15 protein-coding genes are annotated in these 16,319 nt (G+C 35.3%); 8 read left to right on the forward strand and 7 right to left on the reverse strand.

Annotated elements, in window-relative coordinates; genetic code table 11:
- Positions 1-45: 45 nt before the first annotated feature.
- Positions 46-1,845 carry an excinuclease ABC subunit UvrC gene (uvrC, locus tag N4A45_04915; GenBank protein MCT4664557.1) on the forward strand — a complete coding sequence of 600 codons (1,800 nt, stop codon included), beginning with the start codon at positions 46-48 and terminating at the stop codon, positions 1,843-1,845.
- Positions 1,827-2,243, forward strand: coding sequence for an RNA-binding S4 domain-containing protein (locus N4A45_04920; GenBank protein ID MCT4664558.1), 417 nt, complete (start codon positions 1,827-1,829; stop codon positions 2,241-2,243). Before uvrC ends, N4A45_04920 begins: the two co-directional genes overlap by 19 nt.
- Here N4A45_04920 and N4A45_04925 read toward each other — a convergent pair.
- Positions 2,228-2,974 (reverse strand): class I SAM-dependent methyltransferase, encoded by a 747-nt coding sequence (locus tag N4A45_04925; protein MCT4664559.1) that lies wholly within the window; start codon positions 2,972-2,974, stop codon positions 2,228-2,230. The genes N4A45_04920 and N4A45_04925 overlap by 16 nt on opposite strands.
- Before the next feature lie 330 nt (positions 2,975-3,304).
- On the opposite strand from N4A45_04925, the gene miaB reads away from it, so the two are divergent.
- The 6 genes from miaB (at position 3,305) to N4A45_04955 (ending at position 9,012) form a co-directional block, all read left to right on the forward strand.
- Entirely contained in the window at positions 3,305-4,774 is a 1,470-nt protein-coding gene (miaB, locus tag N4A45_04930) for a tRNA (N6-isopentenyl adenosine(37)-C2)-methylthiotransferase MiaB (protein MCT4664560.1), read from the forward strand.
- Between the two features lie 13 nt (positions 4,775-4,787).
- The gene (locus tag N4A45_04935) at positions 4,788-6,077 is read left to right on the forward strand and encodes a sigma 54-interacting transcriptional regulator (GenBank protein MCT4664561.1); all 1,290 of its coding nucleotides are present in this window, start codon (positions 4,788-4,790) and stop codon (positions 6,075-6,077) included.
- The gene (lptE, locus tag N4A45_04940) at positions 6,074-6,580 is read left to right on the forward strand and encodes an LPS assembly lipoprotein LptE (protein ID MCT4664562.1); all 507 of its coding nucleotides are present in this window, start codon (positions 6,074-6,076) and stop codon (positions 6,578-6,580) included. Before N4A45_04935 ends, lptE begins: the two co-directional genes overlap by 4 nt.
- On the forward strand, positions 6,581-7,336 hold the full coding sequence (locus N4A45_04945; protein MCT4664563.1) for a hypothetical protein: 756 nt from the start codon (positions 6,581-6,583) through the stop codon (positions 7,334-7,336).
- A 1-nt stretch (position 7,337) separates the two neighbouring features.
- Entirely contained in the window at positions 7,338-7,727 is a 390-nt protein-coding gene (gene secG, locus N4A45_04950) for a preprotein translocase subunit SecG (protein ID MCT4664564.1), read from the forward strand.
- 340 nt (positions 7,728-8,067) lie between these two features.
- Positions 8,068-9,012 carry a DUF3365 domain-containing protein gene (locus N4A45_04955; protein MCT4664565.1) on the forward strand — a complete coding sequence of 315 codons (945 nt, stop codon included), beginning with the start codon at positions 8,068-8,070 and terminating at the stop codon, positions 9,010-9,012.
- A 108-nt stretch (positions 9,013-9,120) separates the two neighbouring features.
- On the opposite strand, the gene rffA is transcribed toward N4A45_04955, so the two are convergent.
- The 6 genes from rffA to N4A45_04985 form a co-directional block, all read right to left on the reverse strand.
- A complete protein-coding gene (gene rffA, locus N4A45_04960) occupies positions 9,121-10,266 on the reverse strand; it encodes a dTDP-4-amino-4,6-dideoxygalactose transaminase (protein ID MCT4664566.1) in 1,146 nt (381 codons plus the stop codon).
- A 60-nt stretch (positions 10,267-10,326) separates the two neighbouring features.
- Positions 10,327-11,322 (reverse strand): 2-oxoacid:ferredoxin oxidoreductase subunit beta, encoded by a 996-nt coding sequence (locus N4A45_04965; GenBank protein MCT4664567.1) that lies wholly within the window; start codon positions 11,320-11,322, stop codon positions 10,327-10,329.
- A 5-nt stretch (positions 11,323-11,327) separates the two neighbouring features.
- Positions 11,328-13,166: a 2-oxoacid:acceptor oxidoreductase subunit alpha gene (locus tag N4A45_04970; GenBank protein MCT4664568.1), complete on the reverse strand. Its 1,839-nt coding sequence runs from the start codon at positions 13,164-13,166 to the stop codon at positions 11,328-11,330.
- Positions 13,156-13,437 (reverse strand): NifU family protein, encoded by a 282-nt coding sequence (locus N4A45_04975; GenBank protein ID MCT4664569.1) that lies wholly within the window; start codon positions 13,435-13,437, stop codon positions 13,156-13,158. Before N4A45_04975 ends, N4A45_04970 begins: the two co-directional genes overlap by 11 nt.
- A 20-nt stretch (positions 13,438-13,457) precedes the next feature.
- A complete protein-coding gene (locus N4A45_04980) occupies positions 13,458-14,582 on the reverse strand; it encodes an Mrp/NBP35 family ATP-binding protein (protein ID MCT4664570.1) in 1,125 nt (374 codons plus the stop codon).
- Positions 14,583-14,773: 191 nt separating this feature from the next.
- Positions 14,774-16,159, reverse strand: a complete 1,386-nt coding sequence (locus N4A45_04985; protein ID MCT4664571.1) for a hypothetical protein — start codon at positions 16,157-16,159, stop codon at positions 14,774-14,776.
- Between the last annotated feature and the right edge of the window lie 160 nt (positions 16,160-16,319).

Below are 16,319 nucleotides of genomic sequence, written 5' to 3' on the forward strand. Positions count from 1 at the left end.
CGTGAGTAATTTAGCAAAGGATCGGTATAATCATAAGTCATTCCCTTGAACAGAATAGAACGTCTTAAAAATAAAATAAAAGTAGTACCACAAGAGCCTGGTGTTTATCTTTTTAAGGATAAAAACGAGAAAGTGATTTATGTGGGAAAGGCAATCAAACTCAGAAACAGGCTTCTGTCCTATTTTAGAGATAATCAGGAGGGGAAAACCAAGGTTTTAGTAAGTAGAATTCAAGATTTCGAAACTATAAAAGTAGAAACTGAGGCAGATGCACTTTTATTAGAAAACACCCTGATAAAAAAATACCAACCACGGTATAATATTCTTCTTAAAGATGGGAAAAGTTATCCATGGATTTGTATTAAAAAAGAACGATTCCCAAGGGTCTTTATGACCCGCAATGTGATCAAAGATGGATCAGAATATTTTGGCCCCTACACCAATGTGAAATTTGTTTATGTCCTGCTGGATTTGATCCGTCAATTATTTCCACTTAGGACTTGTAAATTTGATTTATCAGAAGAAAAAATTCAAGCGGGAAAATATAAAATTTGCTTGGACTACCATATAAAAAAATGCTTAGGACCTTGCGAAGGCTTACAATCAGAAGAGGCTTACCAAGAAGATATTAAACAAATAAGGCAAATTCTTAAAGGAAACTCGGCTTATGTTTTAGATTATCTTAAAATTCAAATGAAAAATGCTGCCTCAAATTTAGAATTTGAAACAGCTCAATTTTGGAAAGAAAAATGGGATGCCCTTCAAGATTATTCCTCAAAATCTACTGTGGTAAGTGCGAGTATTCACAATGTGGATGTATTCACAATTCTATCTGATGATCAAGAAGCTTATGTGAATTATTTTAAGATAATGAACGGTTCTATTATACAGTCTTTTACTAGTGAATACAAAAAGAAAGTGGATATTTCTGATGAGGAATTACTCAAGCGTGTGGTGGTGGAGATTAGAAATAAATTTAGCTCCAAGGCAAAACAAGTACTGATTAATATTCCTGAATTTGAAATTGAAGGATTTGATGCCAGATTTTCTACTCCAAAGATTGGAGACAAGAAAAAACTGATTGATTTATCCGAAAAAAATGTGAAATATTACCGCTTAGAAAAATGGAAACATATCCAACAGACAGATCCAGAGAAACACAGTAAAAGAATTCTTACTCAAGTTCAAAAAGATCTAAGACTTACGGAGCTTCCTACACATATTGAGTGTTTTGATAATTCAAATTTTCAAGGAGCCGAGCCAGTTGCAGCCTGTGTGGTGTTTAAAAATGCACGACCAAGCAAAAAGGATTATCGCCATTTTTTAATCAAAACGGTGGTAGGACCCGATGATTTTGCTTCTATGACCGAAGTACTCACAAGGCGTTATTCTAGGATGCTGAAAGAAGGAGAATCACTTCCTCATCTCATTGTGGTTGATGGAGGAAAAGGTCAGTTGAGTGCTGGAGTAAAAGCCTTAGAAAATGTAGGTTTAAAAGGAAAAGTACCCATTATTGGAATTGCCAAAAGATTGGAAGAAATATTTTTCCCAGGAGATTCTTACCCCTTGTATCTGGATAAAAGGTCGGAATCGTTAAAATTAATTCAAAAAATGCGTGACGAAGCCCATCGTTTTGGGATTACTCATCATAGAGGAAGACGGATTAATAACGCTCTCAAAAGTGAGCTTGAGGAAATAAAAGGTTTGGGAAAAGTAACCATTGAAAAATTACTCAAACATTTTGGCTCGGTAAAATCGGTGATACAAGCAAAAGAAAAGGATTTAATAAATTTGGTTGGAATCCACCGTACAAAATTGATAACAGAATGGCGAAAACAAAAGTAAGACTCGATAAATGGTTATGGAGTGTTAGGATGTTTAAATCCCGCACACAAGCCACCAAAGCATGCGAAAGAGGAAAGGTGAGAATTAATAAAAGAAGCACCAAGCCTTCTTCAGATGTTGTTGTGGGAGATATGGTGACCTTTGAAAAAAATAAAATAAATTACACACTAAAAATTCTCAAAATAATTGATCAAAGAGTAGGATTTCCCGTGGCTCAAACCTGTTATGAAGACCATACTCCACAAGAAGAAAAAGACAAATTTAAGGAACAATATGTCATTCGTCATAAAGGAGAATTTCGAGATTCAGGATTGGGAAGACCTACCAAGAAAGATCGTCGAGATATTGACGATTTTAAGGATTGGGATATCGAATTTGAAGACTATTTTGATGAGTAATTTTCTCCAATTTTCAACCAATAGGATCCTCCATGTTTCTCTACTCCATTCAATTTTGGATTTTCCCAAAGTGGTTTTAAAATTCCATGAAGCTCAGGGTCTTCAAAAACAAAATAATTAGGCATAATGGTTTGATACTTATCTGAGTTTGCCATTAGATACATAGCAAGTCCGTATTGTTCATTGTAAAAACGATCGCACATAAATTGTGGGTAATCATAAGGTAAATAAATATCATGAATATGAACAATAACCCCAGGTTTTAAGTTTGGTAATATTTCTAAAAAGAATACCATACTATCTGAATTGGGCAATATTCTGTGCGAATTATCAATAAACAAAACATCTCCAGCCTCTAAGGATAATATGCTTTCATAGTCCAAATTTTCAAAAGGTTTACGAATGACTTCATCAGCTAAATGATCTATCTCTGCTCTTGGTTGGGGGTCAATGGAAATAATTTGTGTAGCCAAATTATTCTCCGATTTAGCTTTGTAAACTACTTTCGTAGAATTTCCTGAACCCACTTCTATATACTTTTTTGGATTCAATTCAGCGATAAGAGTATATAGCATTATAATATCCAAACCAGGTAGAAAACCATTTACCCAATTAGGATGATTATTCTCACACGCTACTTTATTTATTTTTAAAAGATTGTTTGAATGATTTACAGCTTTTTCTAACCAACTAGCATAAAGTGCTCTATCTTGGTTAATGATTGAATACAAGGATTGATGAGCAGGTTTCCCATGCCCGTATCTGGGGTTGGAACTGTACAGGATAATCCGAAAACAAATTTTGAAATTTTGGCGATATAAATCGGTAAATATTTTTCAACATTCTTTTAATGATTTTTGATGGTGAACTATTGGCATTAGGCAAAGAGAAAAATCTAATATACGAGAAATGGTTTAATATCTAATTGTTCGAGGTAAAGTCATAAGACAATTCATAAATTACATAATAGACTCAAATATAATATAAAAATCTAATACAACTGCCATTTTGACAATTTTCCAATAATTGTGAGTAACTTTGCTTCCTAATTTTCTTTGAAAATGACAGATAACAACCACGAAAATATCCAATTAGACGAAAGTCAACAAGGACAAGCTACAGTAGTCTCAGACCAAGAGGGACACAAAAAACTCTATATCGAAAGTTATGGATGCCAAATGAACTTTTCGGATTCCGAAATTGTGGCTTCCATTCTCAACAAAGAAGGCTATGTAACTACCCGAAATATTGAAGAAGCCGATTTGGTTTTTGTAAATACCTGCTCTATCCGTGAAAAAGCCGAGCAAACAGTAAGAAAAAGACTCAGTACTTTTCAAAAACTCAAAAAAAACAATCCAGGACTCAAAGTAGGAGTTCTTGGATGTATGGCAGAGCGTTTAAAAGATAAATTCTTAGAAGAAGAAAAAATCGTTGACCTCGTTGTGGGTCCAGATGCTTACCGAGCATTGCCTACTCTTTTAGGTGATCTTGATGACGGAAAAAAAGCCGTGAATGTACTTTTGAGTATGGAAGAAACCTATGCCGATATATCACCTGTACGACTCAGTACAAACGGAGTTTCTGCCTTTGTATCCATCATGAGAGGATGCGATAATATGTGTTCTTTCTGTGTTGTTCCCTTCACTCGTGGACGTGAAAGAAGTAGAGATCCAGAGTCTATCTTAAAAGAAATCAGTGAGCTTTCTGAAAAAGGATTTAAAGAAGTAACTCTTTTAGGACAAAATATCGATTCTTACCTTTGGTATGGTGGAGGTCCGAAAAAGCATTTCAAAAAACTCTCTGAAATAGAAAAAGCTACCAGTACAAATTTTGGACAATTGCTCGAAAAAGCAGCCAAAACAGCTCCTAATATGCGTATTAGATTTACCACCTCTAACCCGCAGGATATGACAGATGACGTACTAGAAGCTATGGCAAACAATCACAATATTTGTAAATTTATTCATCTACCTTTTCAGTCTGGGAACGACCGTATTCTGAAACTAATGAATAGAGGATATACCAATGCAGAATACCGTGAAAGAATTGATGCTATTCGTAAAATAGTACCAGATTGTGCCCTTTCTCATGATATTATCACAGGATTTTGTACTGAGACAGAAGAGGAACACCAAGACACGCTTAAGCTCATGGAGTATGTGAAATTTGATTTTGGATATATGTTTGCCTATTCGGAAAGACCTAATACTTTGGCTGAAAAGAAAATGGAAGACGATATTCCAAAAGAAACAAAGAAAAAGAGGTTGACAGAGATTATTGACCTGCAACAAAAACATTCTTTGGCAAATAATCAAGCAAGAATTGGAAAAGTACAGGAAGTGTTGGTAGAAGGTGTTTCAAAAAGATCAGAAGAGCATCTTTTTGGAAGAAATTCACAGAATACCGTAATTGTTTTTCCAAAAGAACAATACAAAAAAGGAGATTTTATTAACGTAAAAATCGAAGATTGCACCAGTGCTACTTTGAAAGGAACAGCAGTAGGGTTTTCAAAAATGCAAGAATTACAATAGGAATAGAACAGAGATGGACGAACAAAATATTAAAAATAGATTTGGAATTATTGGTTTTTCGGAAGGTCTAAACAGAGCCATCAGAAAAGCCATGCAAGTAGCACCCACCGATATCACAACACTCATTGCAGGAGAAAGTGGAACGGGTAAGGAAGCTATTCCAAAAATCATCCATCAACTTTCTTTACGAAAACATAAATCTTTTATACCCGTAAACTGTGGAGCCATCCCTGATGGAACTATAGATTCTGAGCTTTTTGGTCACGAAAAAGGAGCATTTACGGGAGCCACCGGAGCCAGAAAAGGATATTTTGAAGAAGCCGATGGAGGAACCATTTTTTTAGACGAAGTGGCAGAACTTCCCTTGGCTACCCAAGTAAGGCTTCTAAGAGTATTGGAAACAGGGGAATTCATTCGTGTAGGATCCTCTAAAATACAAAAAACGGATGTAAGAATTGTTGCAGCTTCGCATGTAAATCTTTTTGAAGCCGTACAAAAAGGAAAATTTCGTGAAGATCTATTTTATCGTTTAAATACCATGCAAATCACGCTTCCTCCTTTGAGAGAAAGAGGAAATGATATCGGTTTACTCTTTAGAAAATTTGCGAGTGATTTTGCTAGTAAATACAGAATGCCCACTGTAAGGCTTACGCCTGATGCTTTAAGTGTCTTACACCAATACAATTGGCCAGGAAATATTCGTCAGCTTAGAAATGTGGTGGAGCAACTTTCTGTTGTGCAAGAAAATAGAATGATAGATGCACCCACTTTGCAGTCTTTTCTTCCTAATTATTCGGCTTCAAAGAATGAGTTAGTTGTTAAGAATCCAGAAGATTCTTTTTCTGAAAGAGAAATACTTTATAAAGTGCTTTTTGATATGAAAAAGGATTTGGCAGAGCTCAAAAATCTCACCGTAGATTTACTCAAAAAAGGCTATAGTCAGGATTTTGCAAATGATCATGCACAAACCATTCAGAAACTGAATGAAGAAACACATTTGGCAACGAGTAATACAGGACTTTTACAAATAGCTCAAGCACAAGAGGTAGCTCCAAGGACCGAAGAAACAACCATTGATTCTTTTAGTTATACCACAGAAGAACCTAGTTTTTCTGCAGAAAAAGAATACTTTGAAGAACCCATACAGGACGCCGAGGAAGAAAGTCTCTCTATTCAAGAAATGGAAATACGCTTGATAAAAAAAGCCCTAGAAAAGCATAAAGGAAAAAGAAGAGAAGCAGCGAAAGAATTGGACATTTCTGAACGTACTTTATACAGAAAAATAAAACAATACGACCTATGAGAAAATGGCTTCTAACCCTTCTGATCCCGTTTTTTATGGGAATCCAATCTTGTGGAGTATATTCCCTTACCGGAATTAATATAGACCCAAGTATCAAGACTTTTTTTGTGCTTCCCATAGCCAATGAAGCCCTTACGGTAAGACCTTCATTGGGTTTTAATATCCAGCAAGGACTCATTAATCGTATTTTGAGCCAAACAAAATTGGTAGAAAAAAGACTCGATCCCGACTTACAATATAAAATAACCGTAAAAGAATATAGCTTAAGACCGATAGGGATTTCTAATGCCAATACAGCAGAAAATACCCGTTTTTCAATCAAAGTACATTGTAAATTTATCAACATTAAGCAACCAGAAAATAATGTAGATAAATTATTTCCTGCCGTTTATAGAGACTTTAGTAAAGAAACTTCTTTTCAAAGTGTAGAAGAAGAATTGTCACAACAAATTATTACAGAAATACTTGATAATATTATCAATGAAACCTTGACAAATTGGTAAATGAATTTCGAAAATTTCGACATATTAAACTATCTTCAAAAAGAAGAATTCACCGCTGATGAAATTCAAAACTTGGAATCTTTAACCCAAGAATTTCCTTTTTTTCAGCTGGGGAGAATGCTTTATCAAAAAAGCCTTCAAGACCAAGAGGATGCACAAAAATATGAGCGAGAACTTCGAAAAACAGTAGCCTTTGCATCCGACTCCAAAAAACTTTTTCATCAACTCACTCAAATACCAGATGCAGTTTGGATTTTGGAGAATGAAACACCTGAAAAGAAAGACCTTGAAAACAAGGAAACTCTATATTTAACATCTCATTCTTCTCTTGAAAATACTGAAAAAACAGAGGAATTTCCAGAAAAGATTACAGAAACAGTTCAAGAGGAACTTTCGTTTTCTTATTGGTTAAAACTGGCAATAAAGGACAAAAACAAAGTCCTAAAAGAAAGTTCTGAAGAAGAAAAGCCAGAAAACAAACAAAAAGTATTTGCTATAGAAGAATTCCTTGAAAACAGAAAAGGAAATAAACCGAACAAAGAAAAACCCAAAGGCAAGCAAAAAAACTTGGCAGAGCAAAGTATTACCGATCACGGACACTTTACTACCGAAACTTTGGCGAAAATTTACAAAAATCAGGGACTTTATAACAAAGCAATAGAAGCTTATGAGATATTAAGTTTGAAAAATCCCGAAAAAAGTAGTTTCTTTGCAAATCAGATAGAAGAAATCAAGAAACTGAAAAAAAATAAATAATATGATTGGTCTTATCGGAGCCTTATTGGTATTGGTTTGTGTTATATTGATAATCACAGTGATGGTACAAAACCCAAAAGGAGGAGGATTATCTTCAACATTTGGTGGTGGAAACCAAATTTTGGGAGTTCAAAAAACCACTAATTTTATCGAAAAAACAACTTGGACACTTGCTGTAGTTCTTGTTGTCTTAGTATTAGCATCGCACAAGTTTATCAATGTTCAGACTAGAGCAGTTGATACACCAGAGCTTAAAAACGAATATCTTGAAGAGGTAAAAGAAACAGGAATGCAAGCACCAGCTGCTCCTGCTGCACCAGCAAATACTGCACCAGCCACAGAAACTCCTGCAAGCACACCAGCTACAGAAGAAACACCAGCTGCTGAATAAGTATTTCGGTACCAAAAAAACTTAAAAACCTATTTTCTGGAAAGAGAATAGGTTTTTTTTGTGCAAAAATTACCTTTTATTGAATGAGGTGGCACCATTAAAACCTCTTCTTGATTGATCAATGTCACATACTTTGTTTGCTCATTTTTTCTTTATTCTAAGGTAGAATTTTAACTTTGTGAATGATACCAAATACAATTTATACCGATTACTTGCTAAAATCACCCACTTATTTCACTGCGTTCATAACTGGCTTTTAGCAATGTATCGGCATTATACCTATGAGTAAATTAACACCATAAATGGTATTATTTGGTACAAAATAGAGACAAACAGACCTATGAAATCATTATTTTACACCAGTTTTTTTCTACTCAGTATCGGATTAATTTCTTGTGGAGGAGGACAAAAAAATACCAAACCACTTAGTCCAGAACAAAAACTTGCAGAAGGAGAGAAACTCTTAAAAATGAAATGTAATACTTGCCATATTCCCACGGCATCAAAAAATGGAAGTATTGCTCCTCCAATGGCTTATATAAAAGATGTGTATAAACAAAAATATCCTCAAGAGGCTAATTTTATCCAAGCCCTCAGTTCTTTTGCAAAAAAACCAAAAGCCGAAAATAGCCTAATGCCTGAAATGGTTAAGAAATATAATCTGATGCCTCCATTAGGTTTTTCAAAAAAAGAACTTGAGCAAATAGCTTTCTATATTTATCGAGAAAATTTACCTAAGCCAAAGTGGTATCAAGGTCTTTCTAGTATGGGGAAAAAAGACAAAAATCCCCATGCAGATATGATTTCTAAAGGAATGAAGATCGTGAGAACTACCAAAGGACAATTAGGGAAGAATTTGATGGGACAAATCAATAAAAATGGAACTTTAGCCGCATTAGACTTCTGTCATCTAAACGCAAAAAGTATTACAGATAGTATGCAATTGGAGCTCAATGCCCAAATAAAAAGAGTTTCTGATAAGCCTAGAAATAAAAACCAAAGAGCAAACAGTTTAGAACAGGACTATATAAACTTCTTTAAGGATAAAATAAAGCAAGGTGAAACATTAGAGCCACAAATTACAATTACGGATGCTAAAAAGACTTTATATGCGCCTATAACTACGAATAAAATGTGTCTTCAGTGTCACGGTACACCCGATACCCAAATCAAGAAAGAAACACTACTTGCTTTAAATAAAAAATACCCTCTTGATGAAGCCGTAGGTTACGGTGTGAATGAACTTAGAGGGATTTGGGTAGTGGAGTTTGATATTGATAAATAAAGAACGGTTGTTGTGTTCCAAAAACGTTGGACTGCTAAATAGTAAAAAACCCTTTTAGAATTTTTCTAAAAGGGTTTTTTTAATGAATCGTATTTAAAAAATGATAAATTATTTTTCAAAAAATCCTTTAATAGAAGCAACAACTTGTTCTAAATCTGTATCAGATAACTCATAGTATAACGGTAATCTTAATAGTTGATTCTCAAATTTATCAGAATTTGGAATCGTTCTATCCTCTTGGAATTTATCTTCGTAGTATTCACTTTTATGAAGGCTAAGGTAGTGGAAAACCGCTTGTACATCTTGCGCTCTCATATACTTAATAAGAGCAGAGCGTTCTTCCAAAGAATTACAGATGATATAGAACATGTGAGCATTGTTTGTAGAGTTTCCATTTAAAACAGGAAGCTCAAAATGACCTTTTTCAGCTAGTTCTTTTAAGTTTTTATAGTAATAATCCCAAATATGCAGTCTTTTGGTTTGGATATCTTCCATATTCTCTAACTGTGCCCAAAGAAAAGCTGCAATTACTTCACTTGGTAAAAAAGAAGAACCTGTATCAACCCATCCATATTTATTGACCTCTCCACGGAAAAATTCGGCTCTATTTGTCCCTTTCTCCCAAAGAATCTCGGCTCTGTTGAAGTACTTTGGATCATTGATAGCCAAAAGTCCTCCTTCTCCAGAAATGATATTTTTGGTTTCGTGAAAACTAAAAGTTGATAAATGACCGATGGAACCCAAAGCTCTTTTATTCCCATTTTTATCAATGAAATAATTGTCAATTGCTTGGGCAGCATCTTCTACTACAGGAATATTGTGTTTCTCAGAAAGTGCCATAATTTCATCCATATCACAGGCAAATCCTGCATAATGAACCACTACAATGGCTTTGGTTTTGGGCGTAATGAGTTTTTCTATTTCTGAAACAGCAATATTTGGGTGATTTTCATTGGAATCAGCAAATCTGATTACCGCACCTTCTCTAACAAAAGCCAAGGCAGAAGAAACAAAAGTATAACTTGGAACAATAACCTCGTCACCCGGTTGGATATCCAAAAGAATAGCCGACATTTCTAGAGCATCGGTACAAGAAGTGGTGAGTAAACACTTTCCAAAACCATATTTATCTTCAAAATATTTTTGACAACGCTTGGTAAAATCTCCGTTTCCAGAGATTTTACCCGTTTGTACAGCTTCTTGAATATATTGAGTTTCTTTACCTGTTAAGTATGGTTTATTAAAAACAATCATCTTCTATTTTTTCAAAAATTTTAGTTAAGTCAAATATATAATTTGTTTTTTATCTGATAACTACATTGACCAAGTATTTTTTCCTCGAAGAATGGCATCTAGATCTCCATCATCAGAGAGTTGAGCTTCCATTGCATCTTCATATCGGAAACGATCTTCTTTGTATAAAATCCCGAAAGGACGTGGTAACTCAGGGTTATCTGCAAAAAATTGTGTGAGGATAAACCCTTTTATTTTATCTGAAGAATCATGCATCCACAGTTCTGTATCAGTACATTCTGCTAATGGTTTTACCACGGGTTTAAGCCCCTCCAAAACGACTGCTAATTCATTTTCTGCTCCAAAAACAAGGGGTTTTCCTTCTTCTAGATAGATAGTTTTTTCCTTTTTCGATCCTTTATCGGTAAACTGCTCAAATGCTTTATCATTAAAAATAATACAGTTTTGATAAATTTCTACCAAAGAAGTTCCTTTGTGTTTTTCTGCTTCCAAGAAAATAGCACGCATGTGTTTTGGGTCTCTATCCATCACTCGGGCAATAAAAGTAGAATCCGATCCCATAGCTAAAGCTAAAGGATTAAATGGATGATCGATACTTCCTTTTGGAGTAGATTTTGTTACTTTTCCTATTTCAGAAGTAGGAGAGTATTGTCCTTTGGTTAATCCATAGATTTCATTGTTGAAAAGAAGTACATTCATATCTAAATTTCTTCTCAATAAATGAATTAAATGATTTCCTCCAATAGAGAGCGCATCTCCATCACCAGTAATCATCCACACGGATAACTCTGGACGGCTGGCTTTAAGTCCCGAGGCAATAGCTGGAGCCCTACCGTGAATTCCATGCATTCCAAAAGTGTCCATATAGTAAGGAAACCTTGAGGAACATCCAATTCCTGAAATAAAAACAATATCTTCTTTCGCCACTCCTATTTCTGGAAGTGCCGCTTGTACTTGTTTTAAAATGGCATAATCACCACAACCTGGACACCACTTTACATCTTGATCCGATGCAAAATCTTTGGCTTTATATTTTTTGATTTCTTTTTCTAACATGGGGTCTAGTTCAAATGTTCTTTTATTGCCGAAAGGATTTCTTGAACCTCAAAAGGAATTCCTTTTATTTTGTTCAACCCTTGGGCATCTACTAGATATTCTGCTCTTAGAAGATGAATTAATTGTCCATTATTAAGTTCTGGTACAATGATTTTATCAAAATGGCTTAATAGTTCTCCTAAGTTTTTTGGGAAAGGTAACAGGTTTCTAAGGTGAATATGTGCCACAGAAAGTTTTTGTCCTTCTTCAGATTTTAATGCCGATTTGATAGATCCAAATGTTGATCCCCAAGAGACCAGAAGGATATCATCTTTTTCGCTACCTGTTTCAAAAGTTTGAAGCGGAATAAAATCTTTTATTTTATCCACTTTTTCTTTCCTAGTTTTAATCATCGATTGATGATTGAAGCTATCATAAGAAACGGCTCCTGTAAGGGCATCTTTTTCTAGTCCTCCTACTCGGTGTTCAAAACCTTCCATACCTGGGATTGCCCATTTTCTTACCAAGTTTTCATCTCTTTCGTAAGGTAAATATTGTCCTTTTTGGTCTTCAGAAACCATTGGAGGTTTGATGTCTTCTAAGTCTTTTGTTTGAGGAAACATCCAAGGTTCCGATCCATTAGCAATATATCCATCTGTGAGTAGCATAACAGGAGTCATGTGCTCAATAGCTATTTTACAAGCTTGGAAAGCGGCATCAAAACAATCTGATGGAGATTGAGCGGCGATTATAGGAATGGGAGCTTCTCCATTTCTTCCATAAACCGCTTGGTTTAAGTCGGCTTGTTCTGTTTTTGTTGGCAATCCTGTAGAGGGCCCACCTCTTTGAACATTCACAATAACCATAGGAAGTTCGAGCATGTGAACGAGTCCTAATGCTTCTCCTTTTAAGGCAATTCCAGGACCCGAAGAGGCTGTTGTTGCCAATGCTCCTCCGTATGCTGCTCCAATGGCGGTACAAATTCCTGCAATTTCATCTTCTGCCTGAAAAGTTCTAATTCCAAAATTTTTGTGTTTAGAAAGTTCATGCAAAACGTCGGAAGCTGGGGTTATTGGGTAACCTCCGTAGAACAAATCGAGACCAGATTTTACAGAAGCGGCAATCAAACCTAATGCAGTAGCTTGGTTTCCCATCACATTTCGGTATTCTCCCGAAGCCATTTTGGCAGGATTTACCTCATAAGTATTGGCAATAGCCTCAACGGTATCTCCATAGTAATATCCTGCTTTAAGTACTTTGATATTGGATTCTGCGATTACCGGTTTTTTGGCAAATTTTGTTTCCAAAAAGTTCACCGTATTTTTGAGGTCTCTATTATACAACCAATAGATAAACCCAAGAACGAACATATTTTTCGATCGGTCTTTATCTTTTGTGCTTAGATCAAATCCATCAAGAGCTTCACGGGTGATTTTGGTAATATCTATTTCAATTACTTGATACGCTTCTCTAAGTTCATCAGTAATTGGTGAGGTTTCATACTCTGATAATCGGAGGTTCTTTTTGTCAAAACCAGCAGTATTGCAAATCAAGATTCCTCTTTTTTTCAGTCTGTCGATATTCTTTTTGAGTGCTGCGGCATTAAAAGCTACTAAAACATCTGCAATATCTCCAGAGTTAAATATTTCTATTGACCCGAAGTGTATTTGAAAACCTGACACTCCTGAAACCGTACCTTGTGGAGCACGAATTTCGGCAGGAAAATCAGGGAAAGTACTTAGGTCGTTACCATATAGGGCGGTATTCTCAGAAAATTGACTTCCTGTCAACTGAATACCATCACCTGAATCTCCGGCAAATAGTATGGTTACTTGATCTACCTTTTGGCTTGACTTATGCGTCATTTTTCGTTGTTTTTTTGCGTCTTTTTTTCTTTGTGGAAGAAATTTCTTCCACAGCGGTAATTTCGGGAGCATATTTTTTTATGGTGGTTTCCACCCCCACTTTTAGCGTTACTTGATTCACGCTACACCCTATGCAAGAGCCATGAAGTTCTACAATCACAACACCTTCTTCGGTGATATCTACTAGCGAAATATCACCTCCATCAGATTGTAAATGGGGTCTTACTTCTTCTAGTGCTTTTAGTACATTGTCTCTCGTCTCTTGTTTCATCTTATGATTTTATTATTAAATTAGGTAGAGCATCCGTCCATATTCGTAATTTCTACGATTTTGGTGGGTTCTAGTTCGCTTTTACGCTTTTTAGTTTGTTCTACAACTTTTTCTGAAAATTTTAAATAGGCTTTTGAAATCTCTGTTCCATTTTGCAATACTGCAGGTCGTCCTGCATCTGAGGCTTCACGGATAGATTGCATAATCGGAATTTCCCCTAAAAATGGAACGCCAATATCTTCCGAAAGATGTTTTACACCATTCATTCCGAAAATATAATAACGATTTTCTGGTAATTCTTCTGGGGTAAAATATGCCATATTCTCTACTAATCCTAGGATAGGAACATTGATATTAGGCATTTGGAACATAGAAACTCCTTTTTTGGCATCAGCCAAAGCAATTTTTTGTGGGGTACTTACTACTACCGCTCCATCTACAGGAAGTGATTGTACTAAGGAAAGGTGAATATCTGAAGTTCCTGGAGGAAGATCAATTAATAAATAATCGAGTTCTCCCCAATGGGCTTCATGAATCATTTGATTCAAGGCTTTGGTAGCCATAGGCCCTCTCCAAACAATGGCTTTATTGGCATCTGAGAAAAATCCGATAGAAAGTAGTTTTACGCCATAACTTTCTATGGGTTCTATTTTGGTTTTCCCGTCTATATCAATAGCGTGAGGCTTTTCTCGTTCTACATCAAACATAATAGGAATAGAGGGTCCAAAAATATCGGCATCTATTAATCCTACTTTATAGCCTTGTTTAGCTAATGAACATGCTAAGTTTGAACTTAAAGTAGATTTTCCAACTCCTCCTTTTCCAGAGGCAATTGCGATAATATTATCAATTCCTGGAATTTTGTCTCCTCTAAGAGGTGGAACCTTTTCAACAGGCGGTTTTTCTACAATAAATTTTATTTTGAGGGTCGTATTCGGATGCTCTTTTTTCAAAGATGCTAAAATATCTGCTTCTACTTTCTTTTTGGCTTGCAAGGTTGGGTTGCTTATTACCAAATCGATATGCACATCGTCTCCAAAACAAACGATATTTCTAAGTGCATTTTCTGATACGATATCTACATCGCTACCCGATACTCTTACGGCGGATAGGTTGGCTTTTACTTGGTCTTTTTTCCAGCTCATATTTCTGATAGTCTGTAATGCAGCAAAGGTAATCAATAATTCAATTGCGACCTTATGTCATTTAGATGAATTAACTCAGAAAGAGCAAGGCGGATTCCGTCCTATTCCTTTTGGGTGATTTCGGTTACGGGAAAAGGAGGATTTGTTTCTTCACAGGTTCTTTTTTTAGGCTAAAAAAAGGAAAATTTATATCAATAAGTAGAAAGGGTTTCAAAATGAATTCCCCCTTTGTTATTCACTGTTAGGGTATCTGTTTTTGTGGCTCCAGAGAATGTTTCGAGGGTAAAAGTAAGTTTGTTCTCCCCTTTATCTAAAGGAATTCTTGAATAATAAATCTGACTTGGAAGTGACTGCCAGTTTCGGGTGTCGGCTTTTTCTGTTAATGCATTTACGATGCTCAAAACAGAACCTAAACCTTCTGCTTTTGACTCAGCCAGTGCTTCGGTAATTTTTTTGGTGGTGAGTCTGATAACAGCTTTTCCTATTTCACGTGCACGTCGGTCTTCTAAGTTTTTGATAGCAATAAACTCAAAGTCTTCTGTTTTCTCAAGTGGGTAAGCATATCCTTTTTTTGAAATTTTAGCCATTTTATATTCTGAGGCTCTACTCATAAATTTGGCGAAAGCCACAGATACCATACTCAGAGATCCGTCTTTAAAATTACTAGTAATAGGCACACTGATATTTAATCCTGTTTCTTCATTGTTCATATTGACAAAACCTCCGCCAGATGTTCCCGTAAAAAAAGTGAGGGCATCAGATGTTTTATAAGGAATCAACCCTTTTTCCCAAAAAACGATTAAACTTCCATTTGGGTATGTTTGGCTTTGATAATCTTGTGGTACTTTGAGGATCTTTCTGTAATGACTTACATCATTATAAAATCCCATTTGGTTTGCCGTTCTTAGCAAATCATCAACAAGCTGATAAGGGATTGATGTATTGAAATAAACGGGATTAGAATCAATGGCGTGTTTGAGATATAGATCTACTGCATTTCTGTATGCAATAAATGCATTATTGATATCATTCATAGATTCATAAATCATTCCCTGTAAACTAAGGGCAAAGGCATCGCTGGTATAGCGGTTTTTTTTGTCGGCAGGATATTTATCGTTTATTTCATAAAGGCGAAGATTGAGTCTTTTTACTTCTACTAAAGCCGCATCATGTTTTTTAAGATTGAGATAGTTGAGTGCTTTATAATAATGAATGACTACTTTTTCATAATCTTCTGGTTTATACCTTTCCATTTCAGGGTTAGTAAAGGCTCCAATAATTTGGTTTCCAAGATCTCCAGAGTTTTCTTCTATTAGTGAATCAAAACTATTGAAATAACGATTACTTTCTTCATATTGCCCTACTAGGAAAGCTAATTTTCCTTGTTCTAGTAGTTGTAAAGGATAGTTGCGCTTCTTTTTTAGGTAACTATTCTTTTTTACAAATTTATAGGCTTTCTCATAGTTTCCACTTTCTAGTTCTGTTTGGTATTTTGAGCTCATTGCATAATAGCTCGCACAAGAATTAAGAACTAAAGCCGAAATTAGAATGAAGAATATGGGTAGAAATCGTCTCATTGTTATCTATGTGTAAGAAATAAATAGAGCTTTCTTTAAATGCCTTGGCGTATAAAAGAAAGCTCTTGTTTTATGAATACCAATTCAATTTCAAGACTTCCGTTAGAAATCAATTTTGAGGTATTATATCAAATAAAATTCAAATGAAAGAGCGTGTAAA

The organism is Flavobacteriales bacterium (assembly GCA_025210805.1).
Taxonomy (GTDB): Bacteria; Bacteroidota; Bacteroidia; order Flavobacteriales; family CAJXXR01; genus JAOAQX01.

Bases quoted from the DNA above. Each gene is read 5' to 3' on its own strand.
- rffA (MCT4664566.1), bottom strand. From the start codon at position 10,266: ATGATTGTTTTTAATAAACCATACTTAACAGGTAAAGAAACTCAATAT.
- N4A45_04970 (MCT4664568.1), bottom strand. From the start codon at position 13,166: ATGACGCATAAGTCAAGCCAAAAGGTAGATCAAGTAACCATACTATTT.
- N4A45_04965 (MCT4664567.1), bottom strand. From the start codon at position 11,322: ATGTTAGAAAAAGAAATCAAAAAATATAAAGCCAAAGATTTTGCATCG.
- N4A45_04980 (MCT4664570.1), bottom strand. From the start codon at position 14,582: ATGAGCTGGAAAAAAGACCAAGTAAAAGCCAACCTATCCGCCGTAAGA.
- miaB (MCT4664560.1), top strand. From the start codon at position 3,305: ATGACAGATAACAACCACGAAAATATCCAATTAGACGAAAGTCAACAA.
- N4A45_04955 (MCT4664565.1), top strand. From the start codon at position 8,068: ATGAAATCATTATTTTACACCAGTTTTTTTCTACTCAGTATCGGATTA.
- N4A45_04945 (MCT4664563.1), top strand. From the start codon at position 6,581: ATGAATTTCGAAAATTTCGACATATTAAACTATCTTCAAAAAGAAGAA.
- secG (MCT4664564.1), top strand. From the start codon at position 7,338: ATGATTGGTCTTATCGGAGCCTTATTGGTATTGGTTTGTGTTATATTG.
- N4A45_04935 (MCT4664561.1), top strand. From the start codon at position 4,788: ATGGACGAACAAAATATTAAAAATAGATTTGGAATTATTGGTTTTTCG.
- N4A45_04975 (MCT4664569.1), bottom strand. From the start codon at position 13,437: ATGAAACAAGAGACGAGAGACAATGTACTAAAAGCACTAGAAGAAGTA.
- lptE (MCT4664562.1), top strand. From the start codon at position 6,074: ATGAGAAAATGGCTTCTAACCCTTCTGATCCCGTTTTTTATGGGAATC.
- N4A45_04985 (MCT4664571.1), bottom strand. From the start codon at position 16,159: ATGAGACGATTTCTACCCATATTCTTCATTCTAATTTCGGCTTTAGTT.
- N4A45_04920 (MCT4664558.1), top strand. From the start codon at position 1,827: ATGGCGAAAACAAAAGTAAGACTCGATAAATGGTTATGGAGTGTTAGG.